Origin of the sequence: Deinococcus aerolatus (assembly GCF_014647055.1) — a bacterium.
Lineage (GTDB): Bacteria > Deinococcota > Deinococci > Deinococcales > Deinococcaceae > Deinococcus > Deinococcus aerolatus.
This window is the reverse complement of the sequence record NZ_BMOL01000008.1, coordinates 113747-138850: the sequence shown is the minus strand read 5'-3', so window position 1 is coordinate 138850 and position 25104 is coordinate 113747. Positions and strand designations below refer to the sequence as shown.

General features: G+C 67.5%; 20 protein-coding genes. 11 read left to right on the top strand and 9 right to left on the bottom strand.

Going from position 1 to position 25104, the window contains the following annotated elements:
• Positions 1–73 precede the first annotated feature (73 nt).
• The 5 genes from IEY31_RS10250 to deoC are packed head-to-tail and all read right to left on the bottom strand — an operon-like array spanning position 74 to position 4916.
• Positions 74–2200 (bottom strand): peptidoglycan D,D-transpeptidase FtsI family protein, encoded by a 2127-nt coding sequence (locus tag IEY31_RS10250; RefSeq protein WP_229723476.1) that lies wholly within the window; start codon positions 2198–2200, stop codon positions 74–76.
• 28 nt (positions 2201–2228) lie between these two features.
• The gene (mreD, locus tag IEY31_RS10245) at positions 2229–2822 is read right to left on the bottom strand and encodes a rod shape-determining protein MreD (protein ID WP_229723475.1); all 594 of its coding nucleotides are present in this window, start codon (positions 2820–2822) and stop codon (positions 2229–2231) included.
• Between the two features lie 38 nt (positions 2823–2860).
• Entirely contained in the window at positions 2861–3643 is a 783-nt protein-coding gene (gene mreC, locus IEY31_RS10240) for a rod shape-determining protein MreC (protein WP_188971584.1), read from the bottom strand.
• Positions 3640–4254 carry a Maf family nucleotide pyrophosphatase gene (locus IEY31_RS10235; RefSeq protein ID WP_188971582.1) on the bottom strand — a complete coding sequence of 205 codons (615 nt, stop codon included), beginning with the start codon at positions 4252–4254 and terminating at the stop codon, positions 3640–3642. Before IEY31_RS10235 ends, mreC begins: the two co-directional genes overlap by 4 nt.
• A complete protein-coding gene (deoC, locus tag IEY31_RS10230; RefSeq protein ID WP_188971580.1) occupies positions 4254–4916 on the bottom strand; it encodes a deoxyribose-phosphate aldolase in 663 nt (220 codons plus the stop codon). Before deoC ends, IEY31_RS10235 begins: the two co-directional genes overlap by 1 nt.
• Before the next feature lie 602 nt (positions 4917–5518).
• Between deoC and IEY31_RS10225 the strand changes: the two genes are divergently transcribed.
• From IEY31_RS10225 to galK, 8 genes are all read left to right on the top strand, one after another.
• Entirely contained in the window at positions 5519–6277 is a 759-nt protein-coding gene (locus IEY31_RS10225; RefSeq protein WP_188971577.1) for a DeoR/GlpR family DNA-binding transcription regulator, read from the top strand.
• A 96-nt stretch (positions 6278–6373) separates the two neighbouring features.
• Entirely contained in the window at positions 6374–7645 is a 1272-nt protein-coding gene (locus IEY31_RS10220) for an ABC transporter substrate-binding protein (RefSeq protein ID WP_188903715.1), read from the top strand.
• A 193-nt stretch (positions 7646–7838) separates the two neighbouring features.
• Complete coding sequence (locus tag IEY31_RS10215) at positions 7839–8744, top strand: carbohydrate ABC transporter permease (RefSeq protein ID WP_188903713.1); 906 nt, start codon at positions 7839–7841, stop codon at positions 8742–8744.
• On the top strand, positions 8741–9613 hold the full coding sequence (locus tag IEY31_RS10210; protein ID WP_188903711.1) for a carbohydrate ABC transporter permease: 873 nt from the start codon (positions 8741–8743) through the stop codon (positions 9611–9613). Before IEY31_RS10215 ends, IEY31_RS10210 begins: the two co-directional genes overlap by 4 nt.
• 196 nt (positions 9614–9809) lie before the next feature.
• Complete coding sequence (locus IEY31_RS10205) at positions 9810–11834, top strand: beta-galactosidase (protein WP_188971575.1); 2025 nt, start codon at positions 9810–9812, stop codon at positions 11832–11834.
• Positions 11827–13308, top strand: coding sequence for a glycoside hydrolase family 36 protein (locus tag IEY31_RS10200; RefSeq protein ID WP_188971573.1), 1482 nt, complete (start codon positions 11827–11829; stop codon positions 13306–13308). Before IEY31_RS10205 ends, IEY31_RS10200 begins: the two co-directional genes overlap by 8 nt.
• Positions 13305–14411, top strand: coding sequence for a galactose-1-phosphate uridylyltransferase (galT, locus tag IEY31_RS10195; RefSeq protein WP_188971571.1), 1107 nt, complete (start codon positions 13305–13307; stop codon positions 14409–14411). Before IEY31_RS10200 ends, galT begins: the two co-directional genes overlap by 4 nt.
• A complete protein-coding gene (galK, locus tag IEY31_RS10190) occupies positions 14398–15429 on the top strand; it encodes a galactokinase (protein ID WP_188971569.1) in 1032 nt (343 codons plus the stop codon). The genes galT and galK overlap by 14 nt, the downstream gene beginning before the upstream one ends.
• Positions 15430–15519: 90 nt before the next feature.
• Here galK and IEY31_RS10185 read toward each other — a convergent pair whose 3' ends face one another.
• The 3 genes from IEY31_RS10185 to nth all read right to left on the bottom strand — a co-directional run bounded on the left by IEY31_RS10185 (position 15520) and on the right by nth (position 19182).
• Complete coding sequence (locus tag IEY31_RS10185; protein WP_188971567.1) at positions 15520–17040, bottom strand: DUF512 domain-containing protein; 1521 nt, start codon at positions 17038–17040, stop codon at positions 15520–15522.
• Between the two features lie 182 nt (positions 17041–17222).
• Positions 17223–18440: an MFS transporter gene (locus IEY31_RS10180; protein ID WP_188971566.1), complete on the bottom strand. Its 1218-nt coding sequence runs from the start codon at positions 18438–18440 to the stop codon at positions 17223–17225.
• Between the two features lie 37 nt (positions 18441–18477).
• Positions 18478–19182, bottom strand: a complete 705-nt coding sequence (gene nth, locus IEY31_RS10175; RefSeq protein WP_188971564.1) for an endonuclease III — start codon at positions 19180–19182, stop codon at positions 18478–18480.
• Positions 19183–19265: 83 nt separating this feature from the next.
• Here nth and IEY31_RS10170 point away from each other — a divergent pair, with 83 nt between their 5' ends.
• The 3 genes from IEY31_RS10170 (at position 19266) to IEY31_RS10160 (ending at position 22801) form a co-directional block, all read left to right on the top strand.
• A complete protein-coding gene (locus IEY31_RS10170; RefSeq protein WP_188971562.1) occupies positions 19266–19487 on the top strand; it encodes a hypothetical protein in 222 nt (73 codons plus the stop codon).
• Between the two features lie 111 nt (positions 19488–19598).
• On the top strand, positions 19599–21254 hold the full coding sequence (locus IEY31_RS10165) for a tyrosine-protein kinase domain-containing protein (protein ID WP_188971560.1): 1656 nt from the start codon (positions 19599–19601) through the stop codon (positions 21252–21254).
• 20 nt (positions 21255–21274) lie between these two features.
• The gene (locus tag IEY31_RS10160; protein ID WP_188971559.1) at positions 21275–22801 is read left to right on the top strand and encodes an O-antigen ligase family protein; all 1527 of its coding nucleotides are present in this window, start codon (positions 21275–21277) and stop codon (positions 22799–22801) included.
• Positions 22802–23175: 374 nt separating this feature from the next.
• On the opposite strand, the gene IEY31_RS10155 is transcribed toward IEY31_RS10160, so the two are convergent.
• A complete protein-coding gene (locus tag IEY31_RS10155; protein ID WP_188971557.1) occupies positions 23176–25011 on the bottom strand; it encodes a 2-oxo acid dehydrogenase subunit E2 in 1836 nt (611 codons plus the stop codon).
• Positions 25012–25104 lie beyond the last annotated feature (93 nt).

The following is a 25104-nucleotide window of genomic DNA, read 5'->3' as shown; positions in this document are numbered from 1 at the left end:
TGTTTTTTGCCTCTCCTTCCCGCCGGGTTGAGGTTCACACCTCAGGCGCAAGGCGCAGGAGGCCGCTCACCCGCTACGGCTGCTGCTGTGCCGCCGCCGCCCGCTCAGCCCGAATCCGGTACACGTCGCGCATGTGATCCAGTTCGCCCAGACACGGCTGCTGCGCCTCCAGCGGCAGGGCGCTGAGCCTGGCGCTGTCGTCCAGATTGACGCACCAGCGGGCGGCAAACATGCGCTTGACGGCGTTGATGCCGGGGCCGTAACCCTCGCCGCCGTTCTGGAAAAAGGCCACCACCGCAAAGGTGGGGTCCTTCAGCGGACCGTAACCCTCGTACCACGCGTGGGTGTAGGCGTAACCCCCGTTCGGGCGGGCGCTGATTCCGTTCTCGGCGGTGCCGGTCTTGCCCGCCGTCGCCACCGGGAACAGGTGGGACCCCAGCTTGGTGCTGGCCGTGCCGCCGGGAATGCTGACCGTCCAGTCCATGCCTTCCTTGACGAACCGGAAGACGTCGGTGTTGCCGTCCCGCACCACGCTGGTGGGCGCGGGCCGCGTGGGGGCCTTTCCGCCGGCCGCCTGGACCACCGTCAGCGGGCGCTCCTGGCCCTCGTTGATGATGGTGGACAGCACCTTGATCAGCTGGGCGGGCGTGACCAGCACGTCGCCCTGGCCGATGCTCATGTTCAGCCCCGAGCCCGGATACCACGGGTTCTGCGGGGTGTTGTAGTCGTCAATATCGGTCAGGGTGCCGGTCTTCTCGCCCACAATCTCCAGCCCGGTGGCGCGCCCAAAGCCCAGTTCGGTCAGGCGGGACTTGAGCTGGCGGGAGTACACGCCGGGTGTGGCCCGCACCGCCGAGTCGTAGTACCACGGGTTGCACGAGAAGGCGATGGCCTTGCGCCCATCCACCACACCCAGATTGGTGTGTGACCAGTTGTTGAAACGCGCCCGCCCGAAGTAGTACGACGGCGCGCACGACAGCGAGAAGTTCCCCCAGCGCTCGACGTACATCAGCGTGGTGGCGATCTTGAAGACGCTGCCGGGGTTGTAGGCCTGCACCACCCGGTTGCTGGTCACGGCGTCCAGCGCCGCGTCCTTGCGGTTGGGATCGATGGCCCAGTTCTTGGCCGCCGGATCGGGGCTGGGCACCCGCGAGAACCAGTTGGGATCGTAGGCCGGGCTCGACGCCATCGCCAGCACCTGTCCTGAGCGCGGATCAATGGCGACCACCGCGCCGCGCGTGAAGGGTTCCGGCGGCTTGCCGTACTTCTTGCGGCCCTCGTTCACGTCGGCCAGCCCCCGGCGCAGGGCGTCCTCGGCGGCGCGTTGCAGGCGGGCGTCGATGGTCAGCACGACGTCCTGGCCACGCTGTCCGGGATCAATGACCCGCTCGGTCAGGGGCCGCCCGGTGGCCGTGACCTCGCGCCGCAGCACGCCGTTCTTGCCCTCCAGCGTCTTCTGCAGGCTGTATTCCAACCCCGAGCGGCCCACCATGTCGCCCACGGTGTAGCCCTCCTCCCGCACCTGACGGTCATTGGCCTCCTGCACGTAGCCCAGCAGGTGGGCGGCCATCTTGCCCTCAGGGTAGATGCGCTCGACGCGCTCGCGCAGTTCCAGGCTGGGAATCAGGACCGTGTACTCGTACAGGGCTGCCAGTTTTTCCTGCGGCACGTTGCGGGCCAGCACCGCCTCGGTTTCCCGGCTGAAATCGGGCTCACGCGGCTGCCCGTCTTTCAGGGCGTCGGGTTTAATGCCGGCCAGGTAGATGATCTTGTCCCAGGCAGGAATGGCCTCGCCGCGCTCGGCTGCCTTGCGCCCGGTGTACACCAGATCCACGGCCAGCCGGTTGGTGGCCAGCAGCACGCCGTCGCGGGTGCGGATCTCGCCGCGCAGGGCACGGATCACCTCGTCGCGCTGGAAGTTGCTGGCCGACTGCACCGCGTACTGGCTGTGCTGCGTGACCTGGAGGTGGAAGAGCCGCGCCCCCAGCCCCACCAGACCCAGGCTGAACACAAACGCCACCCAGCCCACCCGTCCGGCCCCGTTGCCGAGGGTGCCGGCCTTGCCGCCGGTCCGGTCCGCCCGGGGCGCGGCCCGCCTGCGCTCGCGCTTGAGCCGCTCGTGCTGCTGATCGGGACGGTGCAGGGGATGCTCGGCGCGGCTCATGCGGACGCCGCCGGGCGGCCCCGCCACACGTGCCACACCCCAAATCCCATTCTCCTCCTGTCACTCACGCCAGTTGCTCCTGCGGGCCGGGGCGCGGCCCCATGCCCCAGCGCACGGCCCATTCCCACAGCGGATACGCCAGCAGTGTACCCAGCAGCAGGCCGGGAACCGTGGTCAGCAGCACCCTCACCGTGATCAGGTCCGAGCGCAGCCAGTACGCCAGCAGCCCGAAGGTCAGCCACTCGCCCACTACCGCGCCCACCACGCTCAGGATCACCTGAAGGGGGCCGGAGTCGGCCACGTAACGCCGGATCAGCAGCGCCAGCAGCACCGCCCCGGCCAGGCCCGCGGCGTGCAGGCCCAGTACGCCGCCGCCCAGCAGGTCCTGACCCAGCCCCACGCCGTAGGCCGCCGCCAGCGCCGGAGCCGGCCCCAGCCGCCACGCCAGCGCCATGGCGGTCAGCAGGAACAGGTCTGGGGCGGCGACGCCTGCCGCGTCGGCCAGACGCGACAGCAGGCCCTGGGTGGCAATCAGCAGCGCGGCGTACAGGACAGCCCGCACCACCCGCGCAGCCCCCCCCCGGGGCAGGCTGGCGCGTGGTCCCAGCGCTCCCCGGCCTAGTCCGCTGCTGCGGAACGTGAAACGTGGGCCGCCCAACCCGCGCCGGCCTCCGCCCAACCCACGACGCCCGAACACTACAGCCCCTCCAGAATGGTCACGTCTTCCACCACGCCCAGATCCACGGCGGGCCGGACGATCACCGAGCGGTTCACGTCGTTTGGCCCCAGCGGCAGCACCTTTTCCACCTTGCCCACCCGGATGCCCACCGGGTACACGCCGCCCAGGCTGGACGTGACCAGCACGTCACCGGCCTTGATCGGCACGCTGCGTGAGAATTCGGCGCGCAGGCGGTCCGGGGGCACGCCGTGGGCCAGCCCGCGTCCGCCGCCGCCGCTCTGCAGCGTGACGCCCACGGTGCTCTCGGGATCGATCAGCGAGACCACCGTTGCCTTTGAGGCACTGACTCCGGTGATCTGGCCAACCAGTCCGCCCGGCACCGTGACCGGCATCCGCACCCGCACGCCGTCGCGCGTGCCCCGGTTCAGCGTCAGGCGCGACAGCAGCGGACTGGGATCGACGGCAATCACCTGCGCGATGCCCACCGCGTTGGGGGCCTGCGTGCGGGTGATGATGTCCAGCTGCCGCAAGCGGGCGGCCTCGCGGGTCAGCAATTCGTTGCGCTGGCGCAGCACGTCGTTTTCCCCCTGGAGCCGGGTGACCTCGGCCCGCAGGTCACGCTGCTGGGTCACGGTGGTCACGGCGCGGCGCAGGTTGTCGGCCACCACCACGCCCACCTGCGAGACCGGCGCGGTGAACGAGCGCAGGGCGGTGGGCGGCACCACCTGAAAGCGGGTCAGCACCATGCTCAGAAGCAGCAGTCCCGCAAAGACCAGCCCCAGCTGACGCCCACCCGTCACGCCGGAGCAGCCTCCTGTGCCAGCGCGCCCCAGACCGGCACGCCATGACCGCGCAGCAGCGCGATCACCAGCGACATCGGAAAGCCCACCACGTTCGAGAACTCGCCGTCGATGCGCGACACCAGCGCCTGCCCCAGCCCCTGCACGCCGTAGCCCCCGGCCTTGTCCAGTCCCTCGCCGGACTGCGCGTAGAAGTCGATCTCGGCCTCAGCCAGGACGCGGAAGGTCACGTCGGTGCGGGCCACCCCGGCCTGTTCACGGCCTCCCGCGAACACCGAAACCCCCGTGAAGACCTGATGCGTACGGCCCGAGAGCTGACGCAGGAAGGCGGCGTTCTCGGCGGCGTCGGCGGGCTTGGCCAGCAGCACGCCGTCCACGGCCACCACCGTGTCGGCGGCGATCACCAGCGCGTCCGGGTTCAGGGCCGCCACGCTGCGGCCCTTGACCCCGGCCAGTTCGGCGGCCAGCGTGTGCGGATTGGTCTCGGCGCTGTCCTCCTCCTCACCGCTGACCTGCACGCGGAAGGGTACGCCCAGCAGCGTCAGCAGTTCACGCCGCCGGGGGCTGCCGGAGGCCAGCACCACCTCGCGCCCGCCTGTCTCAGCGGCCATCAATAGCCCTCGCCGCTCCGCTCGCCGGCCACCAGGGCCACGCCGCCCGAGGTGCCCAGGCGGTCTGCCCCGGCCTCGATCATGGCGTGGGCGTCCTCCGCGCTGCGAACGCCGCCCGCCGCCTTGATCTTCGCGCGGCCCGCGATCACGTCCCGCATCAGCTTCACATCCTCCAGCGTCGCGCCGCCGGTGCCGAAGCCGGTGCTGGTCTTGACGAAGTCCGCGCCGCCCAGCACCGCCGCTTCCGTCGCGCCACGCTTCTGCGCGTCGTCCAGGTAACAGGTCTCGATGATCACCTTCAGGACGTGTTCGGGGATGGCCTGCCGCACCGCGCGCACGTCGGCCTGCACCGCGTCCCAGTCCCCGGCCAGCGCCGCGCCGATGTGGATGACCATGTCGACCTCGTCGGCCCCCTCCTCCACGCTCAGGCGGGCCTCCACAGCCTTCTGGCCGGAGGTCACGGCCCCCAGCGGAAAGCCGCAGACGGTGGCTACCTTCACGCTGCTGCCCTCCAGCTCGGCGCGGGCCTGGGCCACGTACACGGGGTTGACGCAGACGGCGTAAAAGGTGTTCTCGCGGGCCTCCTGACACAACCTCGTGATGTCGGCAGGCGTCGCGGTGGCTTTCAGCAGGGTGTGGTCAATGTAGGGAGCGAGCTTCACCCCCCCAGCATACGGGGGGCGGCGCTGAGAAGTGCGGGAAACGGCGACGGCACAACCTCCGTTTCTCCGGCACAGCCCCGGGGCGGACCCGTTCTCTGCCCTTATGGAAGGAATCTTTTGACACAGTGTTCCGTGTTTTTAGAATAGAAGTGCCCCAGCAGAAGGAGAACGCATTTCATCCAGTGAGAAAATCGCGTGGCTGTCGCTGGGCGCAACGGCGCTCGCCTTGGGTCCCCCCTTCGTGCTGTTCGAGTTCAGTCTGTCCAACGAACGTGGCGGCCATCAAGGCAGGCCAGTCCTCGCCCTCCCTGGAAGCCGCGTTCCGCATGGCGCAGGTGTTCGGCGTGCCGCGGAAAGTCCTCTTTCAGCAGGACCTGGCAACCGACGACTGAGCCACCCCTCCCATCGGTCACTCCACTGCGTGGACAGATGGGAAAACGGGAGGGAGGCTTCGCCTCTTTTCGCCGTCTGGGCAAACATAAATTCTCTCGGTGTCCACCGCTGCGGCCCCGGCAGAAGACACCGCGCCCAATGCTTGACGTGGGACCAGCCCCAACGTAAACTGCGAAAGTAACGAAAACGCAGATCCGGAGGGGGTGAACATGATTCAGGCCCGCAGAAGCGAGATTCTATCGCTGGCACAGCAAAATGGCGAGGTATCGGCGTCCGAGCTTTCAAAACTTCTGGGGGTTTCGGAAGTTACGGTCCGCAGTGACCTGAAGGCCCTGGCCACAGCCGGTCAGTTGCGGCGCACCCGCGGTGGAGCGCGGCTACCGCTGGATGTCCAGCGCGAATTTCCGCTGGAAGAGACCAGCCGCAGGCACTCGGCGGCCAAACGGCGTATCGGGCGGGCGGCGGCGGCGCTGGTGCGCGACGGCGAGACGGTTTTTCTGGATGTGGGCAGCACCACCACCGAGGTGGCCCGTGCCCTGTCGCCCACGCTGCGCGGCGTGACCATCATCACCAACGGTCTGAACATTGCCCTGGAACTGGAACGGCTGCCGAACATGCGCGTGATCGTTACCGGCGGCACGCTGCGCCCGCTGCAGCATTCGCTGGTCAGCCCCTACGCGCTGGAGGTGCTGGGCCGCATTCACGCAGACCGGCTGTTTCTGGGCTGCAACGGCATTTGTGTCCGGGCCGGGGTGACCAACGCCAACCATGAGGAGGCCGAGGTCAAGCGGGTCATGGTTCAACAGGCGCGCGAGATCGTGGTGGTGGCCGACCACAGCAAGCTGGGTCAGATCAGCCAGGCGCAGGTGGCCCCGGTGTCGGCGGTGCACACCCTGATCACCAACCGGCACGGCAGTGAGCCTCCCGAGGATCTGCTGCGCTGCATTCCCGATCTGCAGATGGTGTAGCGCTTCAGGAGGCGCAGCGCTTCAAGGCGTGCTTCAAAAGGTATGCAGCGCAGATCTACCCCCACTCAACATCCATTCCTCAACCGGAGGTTTTCCATGAAGAAACTCGTACTGTCCCTGTCCGCCCTGCTGCTCGCCGGTTCCGCCGCCGCCCAGGACCTGTCCGGCACCATCACCGTCTGGTCGTGGGACGCGGCCGCCAAGGCCCTGGAGAGCACCATTCCCAGCTTCAACAAGAAGTACCCCAACGTGAAGGTGAAGGTGGAGGATCTGGGCAACCAGAACGTGTATGACCGCGGGCTGGCCGGCTGCGCCGCCGGGGGCCAGGACATGCCCGACGTTTACTCCATCGAGAACAACGAGGCCGAGGTGTTCTGGGCGCGTTTCCCGAACTGCTTTGTTGACCTGAACACCAAGGGCGCCGACAAGCTGGTCAAGGACTTTCCGGCCTTCAAGTGGACCGAGCTGATGGCGGGCAACAAACGCTACGCCATGCCGTGGGATTCCGGCCCCGTGGTGATGTTCTACCGCCGGGACCTGTACCAGCAGGCCGGCGTCAACCCGGACAGCATCAAGACCTGGGATGACTTCATCGCGGCGGGCAAGAAGGTCAATGCCAAGTTCGGCAACAACGTGAAGCTGGCAACCATCGCCAACGGCCAGGACGACGAGTGGTTCCGGATGCTCGCCAACCAGAACGGCTGCTTCTACTTCGACAACGCGGCCAAGGCTGTGACGGTTAACCAGCCCGGATGCGTGACGGCGCTGAACACCATCAAGAAGCTGTACGACGCGCAGGTGGTCACCACCGGCGACTGGGGCGGCCAGATCACCAACATCAAGGCGGGCAAGACCGCCAGCGCCATGTTCGGCGCGTGGTACGAGGGCACCATCCGCACCAACGCCCCGGATCAGAAGGGCAAGTGGGGCGTGTACCTGATGCCCGCCTCCAAGGCCGGGGGCGTGCGCGCCAGCAACCTGGGCGGCAGCGCCCTGGCGATTCCCAGCTCCAGCAAGAACCAGGCCGCCGCCTACGCCTTCCTGGAACATGCCCTGGCCACCGCTGGCGGTCAGGTCACCATGCTCAAGTCGCAGGGTCTGGTTCCCAGCCTGCTGAGCGCCACCAAGGACCCCTACGTGAAGACCGCGCAGCCGTACTGGGGCAACCAGCCCGTGTGGCAGACCATTCTGGGCACCCTGGGTGACGTTCCCCAGGCACGCGGCACGCAGTACTTCCAGGACGCCCGTCAGATCATGATCGTGGTGCAGGCTGACTACATCAAGGGCCGCTACAAGACCGCCAAGGAAGCCCTGGACGACGCCGCCAAGAAGATCAGCAGCGCCACGGGCCTGCCTGTCGCCAAGTAAGGCCAGGGCAGAGGCGAGTGCCTGGACCCCCACGTCTTCTGCCACGCCGTCTGAGTGACGCGCCGGGCCTGAACGCGGCGTGAGGACAGGGGCGAGGGAATGGCGAGCACACGGACGCCCGCTTCCCTCGCCCGCTTCTGTTTGTGCTGCCCTCCTTCCCTTCGCCTCTTGTCCGTGTACTGCCGAGGTAGTCATGACCACTTCACAGCCGCTGTCTCCCCCACCCCGGCGCGCAGGACGCTGGGCGCGCACGCCCAAGGCGCCGTATCTGTTTATCCTGCCGTACCTGCTGATCTTTGCGACCTTCTGGGCGTGGCCCATCGTCAGCTCGTTTCTGATGAGCTTCAAGGATTCGCGGCTGGGGGCAGACGCACCCTACGCCCTGTCCAACTGGTCCCGACTGATCGAGGACGAGTTCTTCCGCACGGCCCTGCGCAACACCATGGTGATTCTGGTGGTCCAGGTGCCGCTGATGCTGTCGCTGGCCACCGTGCTGGCTGTGGCCCTGAATAGCAAACTTCTGAAGGCCGCCGGATGGTTCCGTTTCGCCTTCTTTGCGCCGCTGGTGGTAGGGACGGTGGCGTACTCGGCAGTGTTCCGGCTGCTGTTCAACACCGATTTCGGCGTGGTCAACCGCGCCCTGACCGGAATTGGCCTGCCCGCCGTGGACTGGCTCAACCAGTCCGGGCCGGCCATGTCGGTGATCATCATGGCCATGACCTGGCGCTGGACCGGCTACAACGCTATCATTCTGCTGGCCGGCCTGCAGGGCATCAGCGAGGACGTGTACGAGGCGGCCAGCATCGACGGAGCCACACCCGCGCAGCAGTTCTGGAAGATCACGCTGCCGCTGCTGCGCCCCACCCTACTGTTCTGCATGGTCCTGAGCGTGATCGGCACGCTGCAACTGTTCACCGAACCCGCCCTGATCACCAACAGTGGCCCCGGCAACGCCACCATGACGCTGGGCACCTACCTGTACCAGCAGGGGTTCCGCTCGTTTAACTTCGGCTACGCCAGCGCCATCGCCTACACCGTGGCCGCCATCGCCGCCGTGTTCAGCCTGATCCAGCTTCGCCTGTTCGGGAGGGAAAGATGACCGCCAGACCGCAGGTGGCCGTCCCGGTTTCGCCGGGCGTCACGCCCCGCAAACGCACGGGCGCCCTCTGGCTGCATCTGGCCCTGCTGCCGCTGGCGCTGATCTTTCTGGCCCCGCTGTGGATCATGGCCGTGTTCAGCACCCACCCGGAAACGGCCATCTTCAGCCCCAATCCGCCGCTGTGGTTCGGCGGCGCATTCATGGAAAACTTCCGGGGACTGCAGGCCGACACCAACTTCTTGCGGACGCTGTTCAACAGCACCATGATCGCTTCGCTGTACACGGTCTTCAGCATGCTGCTCACCAGCATGGGCGGCTACGCCTTTGCCAAGTTTGATTTTCCCGGCAAGAACTGGCTGTTCGGCCTGATCCTGGCGACACTGACCATTCCCACCTTCGTGACCATCATTCCGCAGTTCATTCTGGTGGCGCGCGATCTGAAGCTCTCGAACACCTACTGGGCGGTCATCCTGCCCACGCTGGCCAACACCATCGGCATTTTCTACATGCGTCAGGCCTTCCAGACCGTTCCCAGCGATCTGCTGAATGCCGCGCGCATCGACGGCGCCTCGGAGGGCCGCATCTTCTGGCAGATCGCGCTGCCCATCGTGCGTCCGGCGCTGGCGGCGCTGGCGATTCTGCTGTTCCTGGCTTCCTGGAACGATTATCTGTGGCCGCTGATCGTGCTGACCCAGAAGGACAGCTACACCATGCCGGTGGCGCTGGGCACCCTGGTGGGCCTGACCCGCGTGTCGTGGGGCGGCATCATGGTGGGAACGGCGATTGCCACCATTCCCTTTCTGGTGCTGTTCCTGTCGCTGCAGCGGCATTTTGTGGCCGGCATCGCGGGCGGGGCCGTCAAGGATTGATGGTGGGGGCCGGTGCTTCCGGCCCCGCCCCCCGCCTCTCCCATGCTCACCTCCCGTGCCCACCTGTGATGTGCGGCCCCGTCCAGCGGCCTTTGGTGTCCGCCCCGGTACAGCGATTCCGTGCGCCGACAATGCCCGGCACCCGGCCGGCAGACCTTCAGATCCTCAGCCCTCTTTCCCTTCCCCAGGACCTGCCATGACCCAATCCACCTCTACCCCTGCCCCCCATCTCCTTCTCGGCTCCTGCGACTACCCGGAGCACGTGTCCCAGGACCGCTGGGCCGCTTACGCGCAGCAGCAAAAGGAGCTGGGGCTGACCTTCGTCCGCATCGCCGAGTTTGCCTGGAGCCGCATGGAACCGCGTCCCGGCGAGTACGACTGGAGCTGGCTGGACACCGCCATCGACGCCTACCACGCCGCCGGTATGCGCGTCGTGCTATGTACGCCCACCGCCACGCCGCCGGCATGGCTCATACGCGCCCACCCCGAAATTCTGCCCGTAGATGCCCAGGGCCGCGTGCGCGAATTCGGCGCGCGGCGGCACTACGACTTCGCCAGTCCTGTGTACCGCGAGCATTCGCAGCGCATCACGCGGGCGATGGCCGAACGCTACGGCGGGCATCCGGCGGTGGCCGGCTGGCAGACCGACAACGAGTTCGGCTGCCACAACACCTCCCGCAGCTACGGAGGCGCGAGCGCAGCCGCCTTTCCCGGCTGGCTGGAACGCAGGTACGGCACGCTGGACGCCCTGAACGCGGCCTGGGGCAATGTCTTCTGGAGCATGGAATACACGGCCTGGGAGCAGATCAAGCCGCCGAACCTGACGGTGGCCGAGCCGAACCCGTCGCATGTGCTGGACTTCTACCGCTTCGCCTCGGACATGATCGCCGGGTTCCAGGCCGAACAGGTGGCGATCCTGCGCGAGCTGTCGCCGGGGCGCTTCGTGACGCACAATTTCATGATCTTCGAGATGGGTTTTGACCACTACGATGTGGCGCGGGGACTGGACTTCGTGACCTGGGACAACTACCCGCTGGGCATGCTGGAGTTCTTCGCTCCGCCCGGCAGCGGCGAGGACGTCAAGACCCACTTTGCCCGCACGGGACACCCGGACCTGATCGCCTTCAACCATGACCTGTACCGGGGCCTGCTGGGTGGAAAGAATGCGCTGGGACGCGACGGTCAGGGCACCCCGAACGGCCCCTGGGTGATGGAGCAGCAGTGCGGGCAGGTGAACTGGGCTCCCTTTAACCCGCTGCCCGCCGACGGCGCGGTGCAACTCTGGACGGCGCAGGCCTGGGCGCACGGCGCGGACGTGGTGAGCTACTTCCGCTGGCGGGCCGCCACCATGGCGCAGGAAGTCATGCACTCCGGCCTGCTCAGACACGATGAAACGCCGGACCGGGGTTTTGCCGAGGTGGCCGGGCTGGACATCACGCAGTTTCCGGTGGGCGGGGTGCCGGCAAAAGTCGCCGTGCTGCACGACTACGACAGCCTGTGGCTGTACGACGAGCAGAAGCACAGCGCGTCCCTGAGCTACTGGACACAGACCCTGGCCTACTACTCGGCGCTGCGGGCGCTGGGGGTGGACGTGGACGTGATTCATGCCGACGCGGACCTGAGCGGCTACGCCGTGGTCGTCGCCCCCGCCATCACGCTCGTCCCGCAGCAGCGGGCGGCGCACTGGACCGCGGCAGTCAAAGGCGGTGCGCGGCTGGTCTGCGGCCCACGCACCGCCTTCCGCACGCCCGGCGGAGAAACCTGGGCCGACGGGCAGTTCGGCCCGCTGTCGGAGCTGGTGGGCGCGAGGCTGCTTCAGTACGATTCGCTGCGCCCCACCCTCTCCCAGCACGTGACCGGCGACGGCGGGACCTTCGAGGCCCACGCCTGGGCCGAGAGCTACCGCGTGAAGGGAGCCGAAACGCTGTACACCTACTCCGGCGGCCCGCTGGACGGCCAGAGCGCCGTGATCCGCCACGGCAACGTGACCGTGATCGGCGCGCACAGCAGCGAACTGATCGGTACGGTGCTGGCCGGGGTGCTGGCAGAGGCGGACGTGGCCACCACCCCGTTGCCTGGGGGCGTGCGCCTCAGCCGCCGGGCGGGGCGGACCCTGCTGCAGAACTGGAACCCGGAACGGGTGGAGTGGAACGGACAAATGCTGGAGCCGGTCAGCTTCACTGTGCTGGAGGACGCCGTGCTGGAGAACACCCATGCCTGAGTGGATCCTGGCCACCGATCCGGCACAGGTCCGGGTCCTCGTCAGCGGCTACCAGTCGTGGAGCGAGGCCGAGCTGCGCCCGCTGACCGACGTGCAGGCCGTGCCCTTGATGCGCTGGCGGCACGAACAGGGCCACGACCCGGCCTTCCTGCCCAGCGGCGAGGCGGGCGTGTGGCGCAGCCATACCGTGCTAGCGCTGGTTCGCCCCGATGGGGGCGGCTGGGTGGGCGCGGCACAGGACGCCACCCACACCTTTACCCACTGGGAGGCCCGCGCCGAGGGCGACCGGGTGCGCGTGACCTGCAGTCAGGAGGGGCCAGCCACCGCCGTGGCGTGGGAACCCACAGACGACGTGATCACGATCCTGGAAACGCTGAGCGCGCAGCTGGGGGCGAACATGCACGCCCGCACGCCCGCGCCGCAGCGGGTGTGGTGCAGCTGGTACAGCTATTACCGGGGCGTAACGCTGGAGGCCATGCTGGACAACGCCCGGCTGGCCCGGGAGCACGGTCTTCCCTTCGATGTCTTTCAGCTGGATGACGGCTTTCAGAGCGATCTGGGCGACTGGTTCACGGCCTCGGACCACTTTGGTGGCCATGCCCGTGACCTTCCGGCGGGGCTGAACGAACTGGGCTTCACGGCGGGGCTGTGGCTGGCCCCCTTCCTGGCCTCACCCACCTCACAGCTGTTCCGCGATCACCCGGACTGGATGCTGCGCGGCAAGGACGGCGCTCCACTGGCGGTGGGCCACAACTGGGGCGGGGCGTATCACGCGCTGGACACCACCCATCCTGAAGTCCTGGTGTGGCTGCGCGATCTGGCCGCCACCGCACGCGGCTGGGGGTACCCGTACCTGAAGCTGGATTTCCTGTACGGCGCGGCGCTGCCAGGGGTACGGCACGATCCTTCGGTGGGCCGGGCGGCGGCGTACCGTATGGGCCTGCAGGCCCTGCGCGACGGAGCCGGAGACGACGCCTTTTTGCTGGGCTGCGGCGCACCGCTTGCGGCCAGCATCGGCGTGGTGGATGCCATGCGCACCGGGCCGGATGTGGCTCCGCTGTGGGACGAGGACTCGCGCCGGGTGTGGCTGGGCGACGCCACCGGCCCCAGCGCCCGCAATGCCCTGCACACTGCCCTGTCGCGCTGGTATCAGCACGCCTGGTACCAGCCGGACCCGGACGTGGCGATCTGCCGCCGCGAACTCAGCCTGCTGACGGCCACCGAACGCCACACGGTTGCCACCATGCTGGACGTGGTGGGCGGCCTGCGGGCCAGCAGCGACCCGATTGCCATGCTGGACGTGGACGGGCTGGCGCTGCTGCGCCGCTGCCTGGAGATCAGCAGGCCGGATCGGCCCACCACCCTCACCGAGAGTCTGGGTGGGGCCGTGACCCACTTTAGCCGCGCCACCTTCAACCTGACCGACTCTCGCGTGGGCGATCTGCCCGCGCACGGGGCACAATGGCCGGTATGACCTCCACCACGACGGGCCACACCCATCAGCAGGAGTTCAAGAAGCCGGACGGCCGGGCGCTGACGCTGTACGGGTTGCAACCCATCGTGGTCACGTCCGAGATTCCCAGTCCCAGCCCGGAGGCAGTAGACGCCCGCCCGGTCATGCGCTGGCATCCCCTGCGCGGCGAATGGGTGATGTACGCCGCGCACCGTCTGGGCCGCACCTTCCTCCCACCTCCCGAATACAATCCCCTCGCCCCCACCTCGGACCCCGAACATCCCACCGAACTGCCACGCGGTACCTACGACTTGGCCGTCTTCGCCAACCGCTTTCCCAGCCTGACCCTGGAGGCGCCCGAACCCCCACCCGGCCCGGCCCACACCCGGGCGGGCGTGGGGGCGTGTGAAGTCGTGGTGTTCAGCCAGAATGCGGCGGGGCGCCTGTCTGACCTGAGTGACGCGCAGATAAGTCTGCTGCTCTTGGTGTGGGCTGACAGAACCTCACGCTTCGCTTCCGGCGACGTGATCAAAAGTGTGCTGGCCTTCGAGAACCGCGGCGTGGAGGTGGGTGTGACCCTGCACCACCCACACGGGCAGATCTACGCCTATGACCACGTCCCGCCCGTGGCGGGACGCATGCTGGACCTGGCACAGCAGCATCAGGCCGAGACGGGGCATGCCTGGATTTCCGATTTCGTGGCTGCCGAGAGAGCGTCAGGTGAACGCATCGTGCGTGACGAGGGCCTGTCGCTGAGCGTGGTGCCGCCGTTTGCGCGCTACACCTACGAGACATGGATTCTTCCGGCGCGGCCTGTGTCTCTGCTGTCCGAGTTGACCGACGACGAGCGCGACGCTTTTGCCCGTGTGCTCAAGGACGCGCTGCTGCGCTTGGACGCGCTGTTTGGCGTGCGGATGCCGTACCTGCTGACTGTGCATCAAGCGCCGCTTGATGCAGCCCACCCCGAGTTTCCATTGCACATCGAGCTGTACCCGTACCTGCGGGCACCGGGCCGCATGAAGTATCTGGCCGGCACCGAACAGGGCTCGGGTGAGTTCGCCAACGACAAGTTCCCTGAAGTGGCGGCGGCAGAATTGCGAGAGGTGAATCTTGACCACGTTTGAGCAGCGGTTCGGGCAGGTACCGGAAGTCACGGCTTCGGCACCGGGCCGGGTGAACCTGCTGGGCGAACACACCGACTACCAGGGTGGCTTCGTGCTGCCCACCGCCATCCCGCAAAAGACGACGGTAGGGCTCGGCAGGAACGGCACGGACACTCACGTGCTGTACAGCGCCAATCTTGACCGGACGCTGCGCGTGCCGGTGGGTGAGGTGGGTGAAGACTTCGCACCGTACCTGACCGGCTGTCTGAACCTGAGCGGCGTGACCGAGGGGCTGAACGTCTATATCACCAGCGAGGTGCCCAGCGGCGGGCTGAGCAGCAGCGCGGCGCTGGAAGTCGCTACCCTGCGGGCGCTGCGTGAGCTGTACGGGCTGGCGCTGGACGACGTAGAACTGGCCTTGAGGGGCGTGCAGGTGGAACACCAGTTTGTGGGCGTTCAGTGCGGCGTGATGGACCAGCTGGCCAGCAGTCTGGCCGACACCCGGACCATGTTGCTGATCGACACCCGTAGCCTGGAGCGCCGCGCGGTGCCGTTTCCAGCGGGGGCCGAGGTGCTGGTGCTGGACTCCGGGGTGCCGCGCCGTCTGGCCGAGAGCGGCTACAACGAACGGCGAGGGGAGGTGGAGGAAGCCGCCCGGCTGCTGGGCGTCAAGGAGCTGCGCGACGTGACCGACATCAGCGTCGTGGAGGCGCTGCCCTCACCGCTGAAAGAACGTGCCCGCCATGTGGTGTCCGAGAATGCCCGCGTGCTGGAAGGACTGGAAGCCGATGCCGTGACTTTCGGTGGGTTGATGAATGCCACCCACGCCAGCCTGCGTGACGACTATGCCGTGTCGCACCCGTTGGTGGATGACCTGGTGGTGCTGTTGCAGGCCCACCCGGACGTCTTTGGCGCGCGGATCACGGGGGCGGGCTTCGGCGGCGCGGTGGTGGCCCTGGTACGCGAGGGGACGGCAGCGGCCGTGGGCGAGGCCGTGCTGGCCACCTACGGCTCCCTGGGGAAAGTGGTGGTCCCGTAGCGCGCTGGCCGTAGGGAGTCCGCCTGATATGGACCAGCCGCCCGGAAACTTTCTCCGGGCGGCTGGCCTTTTCGTTCCCTTCGGCGGCCCTTACGCTTGCCCGCGCATCCCCTGCTCGGCCACCTCGATCTCCAGGGGCGTGTGACCGCTGTCCTTGACCGCGTGGGCGCTCATGCCCCACTGGTGGCCGCTGCTCTGCGCGCCGTCCAGGATCACGCGGGCCAGTTCGCCCAGCGTCGCGCCGCCGGCCCGCACGTCCATGCGGAATTCCTGGCGCAGCTCGCCCAGGCTCACGTCGTCCAGCATCAGCTCGGTGCCGTAGCGCAGGGTGGTGGGCGGCACGATCAGCAGGTCCGCCTCGCCGGTCTTGACCGCGTGCCGGAAGCAGCGCCCGGTCAGCAGGCCTGCCACGGTCGTCACCGGGCCGAAGGTCTTGTTGGTCACGGCACGGACCTCCAGCGTCAGGCCCTCAATGGCCCGCAGCGGCTCCACGGCGCGGTCCAGCGCCTCGGCAAACAGCGTCCCGGTGCCCAGAATCACCCGGCGCGGCTCCGGCAGCGCGGCAGGCAGTTCCGGCAGCGCCTCGGTCAGGAAGTCGCGGATCATGCCCACGCCGTTTTCCAGCATGGGAAAGCCCTCGTACTCTTCCTCGCTGGGCAGCGGCTCCCCGGCTAGCAGGTACAGCTCGTCACTGGGAAACACGAAACGGGTGCCGCGCTCGGTCAGGAATTTCTTGCGCCACACGTTCAGGCGGCGCAGGCTGTCTCGGGCCTCTTCCCGGTTGAACGTCCGCACGTCCGGCAGGTTGGTGCGGTGCGAGGTCAGGCCGATGGGCACCACCGCCGCGCTGATCACGTTGGGCCGGCTGCTCAGGTACTCCACGGTGTCGTCGATGTTCTCGCCGTCGTTGCGCTCCGGCACCAGCACGATCTGGGTGTACAGGTCAATGCTTTCCAGCCGCTCGATCATGTCGCGGATCTGCACGGCCTTCTGGTCTTTGACCTTCAGCTTCCACCACTTCATCATGTCCTGACGCAGGTCCTGGTTGGCGGTGTGGACCGACACGTACAGCGGCGAGAGGTTCTCGTCCAGAATCCGGTTGATGTCGCCCTCACTCAGGTTGGTCAGCGTGACGAAGGAGCCGTACAGAAAGGACAGGCGGTAATCGTCGTCCATGATGTACAGGCTCTTGCGAAAACCGCGCGGCATCTGATGGACGTAGCAGAAATCGCACTTGTTGGCGCACAGATGAATGCCGTCGAACAGCACTTCCTCGAATTCCAGGCCCGGATCCTCCCACTCCACATCGAAGGTAAAGGTGTCGTCCAGGCTGGGCGGCGCGGCCATCTGCAGACGGTGGTGGTCCTGTGAGGTGCCGGGCACGCCGGTCATGGCCCGTGGGGCCTCTTTGGGGCGGGCGATTTCCAGCGTGGCCTTGCCCTGCGACAGCAGGTGGCGGTAGGCCAGCACATCGGTCACGGCCGCCCCGTTGACGCGCAGCAGCACGTCGCCGGGCCGCACACCTGCACGCGCAGCGGCGCTGCCCGCCTCGACGGTCTTGATGGGCGCGGGAAAGTACTCTGGCACGGGTTGCTTTGCTGCTGCGGTCAAAAAAATCACCCCTCTGGCCGGTGGAAAAGCTGGCCTGCTGCGGAGGGACACCGGTTTCAACACGACAAAGGGCGGCCCCACTCGAACAAAACAGGCTAACAGAGGCCGCGAGGCCGGGATGTGAGGCGGGTTGCCTTGAGGCCGGGGAAGAGGTAGATCCTGGCTTGGGGCGAGGCGCCTGCCTATACCGGCAACGTCAGCGCCTGCCGCTGTGCCGGGCGGTACAGCCCCAGGTAAATGGCCAGCACGCTGCCGCCGTACATCAGCAGGGTCCACCCAAACAGCACCTGAAAGGCCAGCGTGAACGGCAATTGCCCGCGCACCACGCCGGCCAGCACGCTGCTGACGGCCCAGCCGGAATCCCAGGCGATCACGTTCAGGGCCGAGTACATCGGGCGGTCGTTTTCCTCTAAAGAGGACATGGCGTAGGCCCCGTACACCGGCCCGGCGGCGTTCATCAGCGCCCCACGCGTGAACAGCGCCAGCGTGACCATCCACAGGTGCGGCGCGAAACCCAGCAGCGCCAGAAACGGCAGGCTGCCCGCCTGGACCAGCAACACCACCTGAAGCTGCCCCAGGCGGCGCACCAGCAGCGGCTGAAGCAGCGCGGTGGCCGCCGTCGCCAGGCTGGCCCACGCGAACAGTTGGCCCAGACTGGCGTAGTTGATCTGAAACTTGCCCTCGATGAACACGTTCAGAAAAGGGATGGTGGCCCCGGCCCCCAGCCCCACCAGCAGGTTGGGAAAGATCAGGCGGAACATCGCCCGCTTGTCGCGCACCGCGAAGCTGCGCCCGGTGTGCGAGATCTTGCCGCTGGGTTTGAGCTTGAGGGCGGGCAGCAGGCCCAGCAGTTGCAGGGCGGTGGCAACCAGCAGTGCAGTTCGCAGCGCCCCCACGCCGTCAGCCTGGGTGCTGGTAAACAGCGCGTAGGCTTCCGGCACCCGTCCGCCGATCAGGTTGCCCACGAACCCCGCGCCGGTCATCAGGGCACTCTGGACGCTGAACAGGGTGATGCGGCTGCGCTCGTCGCTGTTGTTGGCCATAAAGGGCGAGCCGGCCACGATCATCAGCGCCGCCCCCGCACCCTGAACGAGTGCGCCCGTGACCACGCCAGCCGGCCCCCCTGCCAGCGCCAGAATCAGCGTGCCCAGCAGGCTCAGGGCCACCCCGATCTTGATGGTGTGCGCGTTGCTGATGCGCCGGGCCAGCGCCACGGCAGGCAGGCTGAGAAACACCAGCGTCAGCGCGGGCAGCGCGTTCATGATGCCCTGCCACTCCGGCCCCAGCCCCAGCGCCCGCAGATAGAAGTTCAGGAACAGCGCCAGAAACGCCTGCGCCAGCCCGAAAGAGAACGAGGTGGTCAGGTACAGCCAGACCTGCGGGGAAAACCGCCAGGTCACGCAATCCCCTGTACACGGTGGGTCGTGCTGTCTGCCCTCAAGCCTCCACCCCAACTTTCGGGCAGAACGACGCCAGCTCACACACCTGACATTGCGGGTTGCGGGCCATGCATACGCGCCGCCCGTGCAGGATCAGCGCGTGGTGCAGAAAGACCCAGCGCCCACGCGGGAACAGCTTTTGCAGGTCGAGTTCCACCCGGTCCGGATTGGTCTGCACGCTCAGGCCCAGCCGGCGCGACAGGCGGCCCACATGGGTGTCCACCGCAATGGCCGGAAAACCGTAGGCGTTGCTCAGTACCACGTTGGCAGTCTTGCGGCCCGCGCCGGGCAGGGCCACCACAGCGTCAAAATCGTCCGGCACCTCGCCCCCATGCCGCTCCACCAGCAGCCGGGCCAGCGCCGCCAGATTGCGTGCCTTGCCCCGGAACAGCCCGATGCGCCGGATGAACGGCTCGATGTCCTCCGCCGAGGCCTGGGCCATGGTGTGGGCGTCCGGGTACTGGGCAAACAGGGTGGGCGTGGCCGCATTCACGCTGACGTCGGTGGCCTGGGCACTCAGAACGGTGGCCACGAGCAGCTCGAAGGGCGTGCCGAAGTCCAGCTCGGTGCGGGCGTCGGGGTACAGCCGTTCCAGCAAGACCAGCACCTGCGGGGCGCGCCGCCTGGCCCCACTGGGCAGGCGCGGCCCCGAAGAGAGCGCCGCGCCGCGCCCAGCGGGTTTTTTTGGAGCGGAAGGGGTCACGCGTCCAAGCTAGCGCGTCCCACGCCCGATTGTCCGCCCGGAACGGACGCAACTTTCCGCGCGTCCGGCGCGTATTGCGTGACATGAGAGTCCTTTCTGTCGTGTTCGGTATCCTCGCCGCGCTGGGCCTGCTGCTGGGGTTCCTGCCGTTCTTCGGCTGGCTCAACTGGATCTTTGTGCTGCCGCCCGCCGTGCTGGGCCTGATTTTCGGGGCGCTGGCGCGTGACCGGGGCGCCGTTACCCTCAACGCGGTGGTGGCCGTGCTGGGCGCGCTGCGGCTGATGCTGGGCGGCGGGGTCATCTGAGGAAGTAGAGGCCAGGACCATGGCAACACAACTGCTCAGGACATACATCTTATAAACGGGGCTTAGCAAAGCGCAGAAACTTCTCCGCCTTTAAGGTTAGACTGAGCAAGAATGCAGAGTCCGCCTCCCCGTACCGCAAACGCGGATCAAATAGACCTTCGGCAAGTTTTTGGTACCCTCCGGCGATACGCCGTCCCACTGGCCCTGACCCCACTAGTGGTGGCTGCGGCAACATACGTACTGTCGCAGCAGCAGGCTCCCTTGTACGAGTCCAGTGCCAGCATCATCGCGGTGGACCCCACCGCCCAGAACTCACTGCTTAAGGACACGGTCTTGACCGCGCCGCCACTGCCGCAGGGCGCCGTCCAAGAGGTTCTGCACAGTCAAAATATAGTCAACAACATCATTAACAGTCTGGAAAAAAGCAGTCTCTCCCCTGAAGTCATCCGCGAGATCAGCGGCGATCTTAAAAAGGAGCTTTCGGCCAACGTCTTCAAGCGGGTCGAGGTTCGGGCACGCCTGGACCCCCAGCAGCGCGGTGTGTACGAGATCAGCGCGCAGGGAGAAACCCCTGAAGCTGCCAGACTGCTGGCCGAGACCAGCGTGGCCGCGCTGCTGGCATGGGACACTGCCCGCGCCAAGCAGGGCGTCACCCGCTCACTTGAGAGCCTTCAGGCTCAGCTGAAGAATCTGACAGAGCGCATTGAATCTGTTGATGAACCGCTCGAACGCGAGAGTCTATTGTCAGCCCGTGGGCAGCTTTTGCAGAACCTGTCGCAGTTGGTCGTGCTCGAAACGGCGGCCACCGGCACGTTGATTCCGGTGGCCGATGCGGTGGCCCCCAACCGTCCGGTTTCGCCGCGCCCGCTGCGCAACGCCGCGCTGGCCGGGCTGCTCTCGCTGTTCCTGGTCACAGGTCTGGTGCTGCTCAGCGACAGCCTGCGTCGCCGGGTCAACGGTACCGAGGACCTGCTACCGCTGGGCCTGCCGGTGCTGGCGCAATTGCCGCTGCTGCGCCGCCGCCATCTGGCCGCCGGCTTTCTGCCGGCTGCCCACAGCGGCCCGCTGTATGAGGGCATCGGCTTCCTGCGAATCAATGTGCAGTCCATGCTGGGAAACCGCGAACATCGCCGACTGGTAATCTCCAGCTCATATCCCGGCGAGGGCAAGAGCTCCACTACGGCGGCCCTGGCCGAGAGTCTGGGGGCGGCTGGTCAGAAGGTCTTGGTGATCGATGCCGACCTGCGCCGCCCCACCCAGCTCAAGGTCTGGTCCCCGGACCGCATCGGCACCCATCCACTGCTCGGCACCGACCTGACCCTGCCGCCCGCCACTACCGTAACCGAGATGTTCCTGCGCCCAGACGCGGCCTATGCCACCCGCGTGGGCACCAACGTAGACCTGCTGCCCGCCGGTACACCCCACCGTGGTGACGGTGCAGGCGGCATCCTCAGCCAACCAGCCTTCCGCACCTACCTGGACCGCTGGGCGCAGGGTTACGATTATGTGCTGATCGACACTCCCCCCATGCTGGGTCTGCCCGACACGCTGGCCGTGGCACCCTATACCGACGGCGTGATTCTGGTGGTGGAAGGCGGCAAAACCCGCCTGAATGACGTGGAGCGCAGCTTGCAGAACGCAAGGGTGGCCAACGTGAAGATGCTGGGCATTGTGCTGAACAAGATCGCGCGGACCAGCGATACCTACTACGCCTACGGCCCCGAAACAACGGGCGCAGCCCCCGTCCTGCCCGCAGTCCGGGACTGAGGCAAATTCAGCTGAGACAGATGCAGCGCAGGACTGGAGGGTGGATTCGCGTGTGGCTGGCGCTGCTGGCCCCGCTGTATTTTTTCGCGCCTGTGGCAGTGTTGGCCCTCCCGGCGCTGCGCCGCCTGCCCAGGGCCGCGTGGTGGGTGCTGGGTTTCTACGCCCTGAGCCAGCAACTCCCGGCGCTGCTGACCCCCGAGCCGCTGCTCAGCTCCGGGCTGGCGTTGGGGCGCACGCTGCTGGTGTTCGGGTTCATGGCGCTGGGGGCAAGCCTGAACAGCACCCGTCAGCTGGCCCCGCTGGGCGTGGGTCTGGCGCTGGTGTACGTCACGGCGCTGGGCCTGACCGTGGGGGACGGCCTGAATCCGTTGAGTCAGCGCCTGGGCCACCCCTACATGACGCCCATCACGCTGGGGCTGGCCGGGGCGGCGGGCATCTGGCTGGCGCTGTTTGCGGGCGGACGCCTGTGGTGGCGCGTGCCGCTGGGCACGCTGGCCCTGGGCATCCTGCTGCTGTCCGGCAGCCGGGGGCCGCTGGCTGCCGCCCTGGCGGGCGCTGCACTGGGCTTCGCCGTGCGCCAGAACCGCCGGGTGGCCCTGGGCATCCTGGCCGGAGCAGCGCTGCTGGCCGGGGGCTTTTACCTGGGCCAGCGCCTGGACCTGCCGGCTGTCAGCCGCCTGAGCAAGGCCGATACCTCCGGGCGGGATCTGGTGTGGAACAACGCCCTGTCGGTGATCCGCAGTGAGCCGGTCAGCGGGGTGGGCACCTACCGCCTGGGCACCCGTCTTTCCCCGCCCGGCGAGGGCTGCACGCTGTGGCCCGCCCCCGACGGCCGCGTGACCCCCTGCCCGACATGGATCGAGCGCCTGGGCCAGCCGTGGCTGATCGCGCACAACGTCACCCTGCAACAACTGGCCGAGACCGGACCACTGGGCCTGCTGGGCCTGTTCGTGCTGCTGGGGGTGGTTGTGGCGGCGGCGTGGCGGCAGCGTGATCCGCTGGGTCTCGCCATCCTCTCGGGGCTGCTGGTGGCCACCGCCAACGACAACACCCTGATCGTGCCCGGCGCCTTTGTGGGCGAACTGTTCTGGGTCACGGCGGGAAGTGTGCTGGCGCGCATGCCTCAGGGTTCCCCCGCCGTGGGCTGGGCCGGGGGCGCGGCGGCGGCGGGCCTGATGGCCGCGCTGTCGTTTCCGCTGCTGGTGGGGGCCCTGCGGCCGGCACCGGACATCAAGGCCTCGCTGGACGCCCTGATCGCCCCGCGTGACGTTCAGGACACCCAGAACTATCAGGCGTTCGTGCGCCTGAATCTGCCCCCCGGGCCGTACCGCGTGTCCCTGCGGGCCTGTCAGCGCAGTTGCTCCACGGTTATCACGCTGCCTGTGACGGCGCCGGCCAGCGGTCCCACACCGCTGTTGAAGCTCGGCGGCCATCTGTACGACGCCGCGCAGCAGCGCGTGGAACTGCTGGTGTATCCGGGTCAGGGCTCGGTGCGGCCGCAGCCTCTGGCGCAGACTTCGTGGGTGGTGAAGCGGACACCGAAATAAGGTCTCGGGAGCCGCGCCAGCACAGAGAGCCGCCGGGAAGGTCCCTTCACACTGAATGGGGGCTTTCCCGGCCCCGTCTGGGCGGGCACTCCATTGAAGCTGGTCAGAAGCATCGTCGAAAGGACGAGAAAGCCTTTTGTCCGGCGGCCCGCTCATCTGGCAACGCCCCTGGCACGGAAGACAGGGGCTGGTGCACCGCTTCCACCATGATCTCATCTGGGCCGGGCTTGGCGCCGGTGTAGGCCGGAGCACAGGCAAGAACAGCCTCTTCATTTTCCGGACGAGAGCGGGTCAATCCTGACCGAATAACGACAGGGCAAATCCCCGCCGCACCGGACGGGGATTCACTTTCAATCAGTTGGGCAGCCAGAGACTTACAGCGAGATCAGGAACGGATCTTCCAGCGCCTCGGCGATAAAGCGCACAAAGCGGGCCGCGTCCGCGCCGTCGATCAGGCGGTGATCGTAGGTCAGCGAGATGGGCAGCATGTTGCGCGGCTCGAACTCGCCCTTCTCCTTGTTCCACACGGGTTCCATGCCGCCGCGCGAGACGCCCAGGATGGCGACTTCGGGGCTGTTGACGATGGGCGTGAAGGCGTGGCCGCCGATGCCGCCCAGATTGGAGATGGTGAAGGTGGCCCCCGACATCTCGTCGGGCTTGAGCTTGCGCTCGCGCGCCCGGCCCGCCAGCTCGGAGAGTTCCAGCACCAGTTCGGTGATGCTCTTGCGGTCGGCGTCCTTGACCACCGGCACCAGCAGGCCCACCGGGGTGTCCACCGCCACGCCGATGTTCACGTAGTCCTTGAAGATCACCTGTTCGGCGGCCAGATCCAGGCTCGCGCCAAATTTGGGGAACTGACGCAGGGCGTTGGCTACCACCTTCATCAGGATGTGGGTCATGGTCAGCTTGCCGCCCGCCTTCTCCACGCGCGCCCCGAAGCGTTTGCGGGTCTCTTCCATGGCCGTCACATCGGCCTTGTCGAAGTGCGTGACCATCGGCACGGTGGTCCACGAGGCCGTCATGGAGCGCACGGTGGCCTTGCGGATGCCAGACATGTCCTCGCGCTTGACCGTGCCCCACTTCTCGAAATTGGGCAGGGGCGCGGCCTGGGCCGGGGCGGGGGCGGCGGCGGCGGGCGCACTGCCAGTGCCAGCGGCACTCGCGGCGGCAGGTGGCACGCTGGGTGTTCCGGCGCTGCGCCTGACGTCCTCCTCGCTGATGCGTCCGGCAATGCCGGTGCCCTGCACGTCGTGAATGTCCACGCCGATCTCGCGGGCCATGCGGCGCACGCTGGGTGCGGCGGGAATGACCGTGCGCCCATCGTAGGTCTGTGTGTTGTACGGACGCTGTGCGCCGGGCGCCTGGGTGGTGGCCCCGGCAGCGGCGGGCACCTTGTCATGGTCATCCGAGGCGGCGGGGGCCGGGGACGGCTGCCCCCCACCCTGCGGCGCGGCCTGTTCCTTCTGGGATTCCTGCTGCGCCTGCGCCACGCGGTTGGCGGTGGCCGGATCCGAGGCGGTGGCGCTGGATTCCACCGTGGCCGCCGTGTCGCCGCCGCCCTGGGCAGGTGGTGCCGCCGCGTCTCCCCCACCCTCGCCCGACAGCGTCAGAATGGTGCCGCCCACGTTCACGGTGTCGCCCACAGCCACGCCGATGCTTTCCACCGTTCCGCCCGCGCTTGACGGAACCTCGATCACGGCCTTGTCGGTCTCGATCTCAATGACCGGATCGCCCTCGGCAATGGTGTCGCCCACCTTCACCAGCACGGTGACGACGGTGCCCTTCTCGATGTTGTCCCCGACGTCAGGGAGTTTGACCTCGGTGCTGCCACCGCCGGAGCTGGCCGGGGCTGCGGGCGCTGGAGCCTGAGTCGCTGGCATGGCCGGAGCTGGGGTGGCCGGGGCTGCCGCTTCCTGCTTGGGCGCCTCGGCTTCAGGCTCCTCAGCCTGCGCGGGGGCCGCCGGAGCATCACCGCCGCCGCTCAGGGTCAGGATCACGCCGCCCACGCTGACGGTGTCGCCCACGTTGACGGACACGGCTTCCACCGTGCCGCCTGCCGAGGCCGGAACTTCAATGACCGCCTTATCGGTCTCGATCTCGATGATCGGGTCGCCCTCAGCAATGGTGTCGCCCGCTTTGACCAGCACGGTGACGACGGTGCCCTTCTCGATATTGTCCCCGACGTCGGGGAGTTTCAGTTCTGTCGCCATTGGCAGGCTCCTTGGTTTGTGGTTTTGATTTGAATTCTAGAACGCTGGGGTGCTCCTCCCCTATCACATCGGGAGAGAGGGGGCAAGGACGGC

Coding starts and splice junctions, on each gene's coding strand:
- IEY31_RS10235 (WP_188971582.1), bottom strand. CDS start 4,254: ATGGCCGCTGAGACAGGCGGGCGCGAGGTGGTGCTGGCCTCCGGCAGC.
- IEY31_RS10225 (WP_188971577.1), top strand. CDS start 5,519: ATGATTCAGGCCCGCAGAAGCGAGATTCTATCGCTGGCACAGCAAAAT.
- IEY31_RS10220 (WP_188903715.1), top strand. CDS start 6,374: ATGAAGAAACTCGTACTGTCCCTGTCCGCCCTGCTGCTCGCCGGTTCC.
- IEY31_RS10215 (WP_188903713.1), top strand. CDS start 7,839: ATGACCACTTCACAGCCGCTGTCTCCCCCACCCCGGCGCGCAGGACGC.
- IEY31_RS10210 (WP_188903711.1), top strand. CDS start 8,741: ATGACCGCCAGACCGCAGGTGGCCGTCCCGGTTTCGCCGGGCGTCACG.
- IEY31_RS10205 (WP_188971575.1), top strand. CDS start 9,810: ATGACCCAATCCACCTCTACCCCTGCCCCCCATCTCCTTCTCGGCTCC.
- IEY31_RS10200 (WP_188971573.1), top strand. CDS start 11,827: ATGCCTGAGTGGATCCTGGCCACCGATCCGGCACAGGTCCGGGTCCTC.
- galT (WP_188971571.1), top strand. CDS start 13,305: ATGACCTCCACCACGACGGGCCACACCCATCAGCAGGAGTTCAAGAAG.
- IEY31_RS10170 (WP_188971562.1), top strand. CDS start 19,266: ATGAGAGTCCTTTCTGTCGTGTTCGGTATCCTCGCCGCGCTGGGCCTG.
- IEY31_RS10165 (WP_188971560.1), top strand. CDS start 19,599: ATGCAGAGTCCGCCTCCCCGTACCGCAAACGCGGATCAAATAGACCTT.
- IEY31_RS10160 (WP_188971559.1), top strand. CDS start 21,275: ATGCAGCGCAGGACTGGAGGGTGGATTCGCGTGTGGCTGGCGCTGCTG.
- IEY31_RS10155 (WP_188971557.1), bottom strand. CDS start 25,011: ATGGCGACAGAACTGAAACTCCCCGACGTCGGGGACAATATCGAGAAG.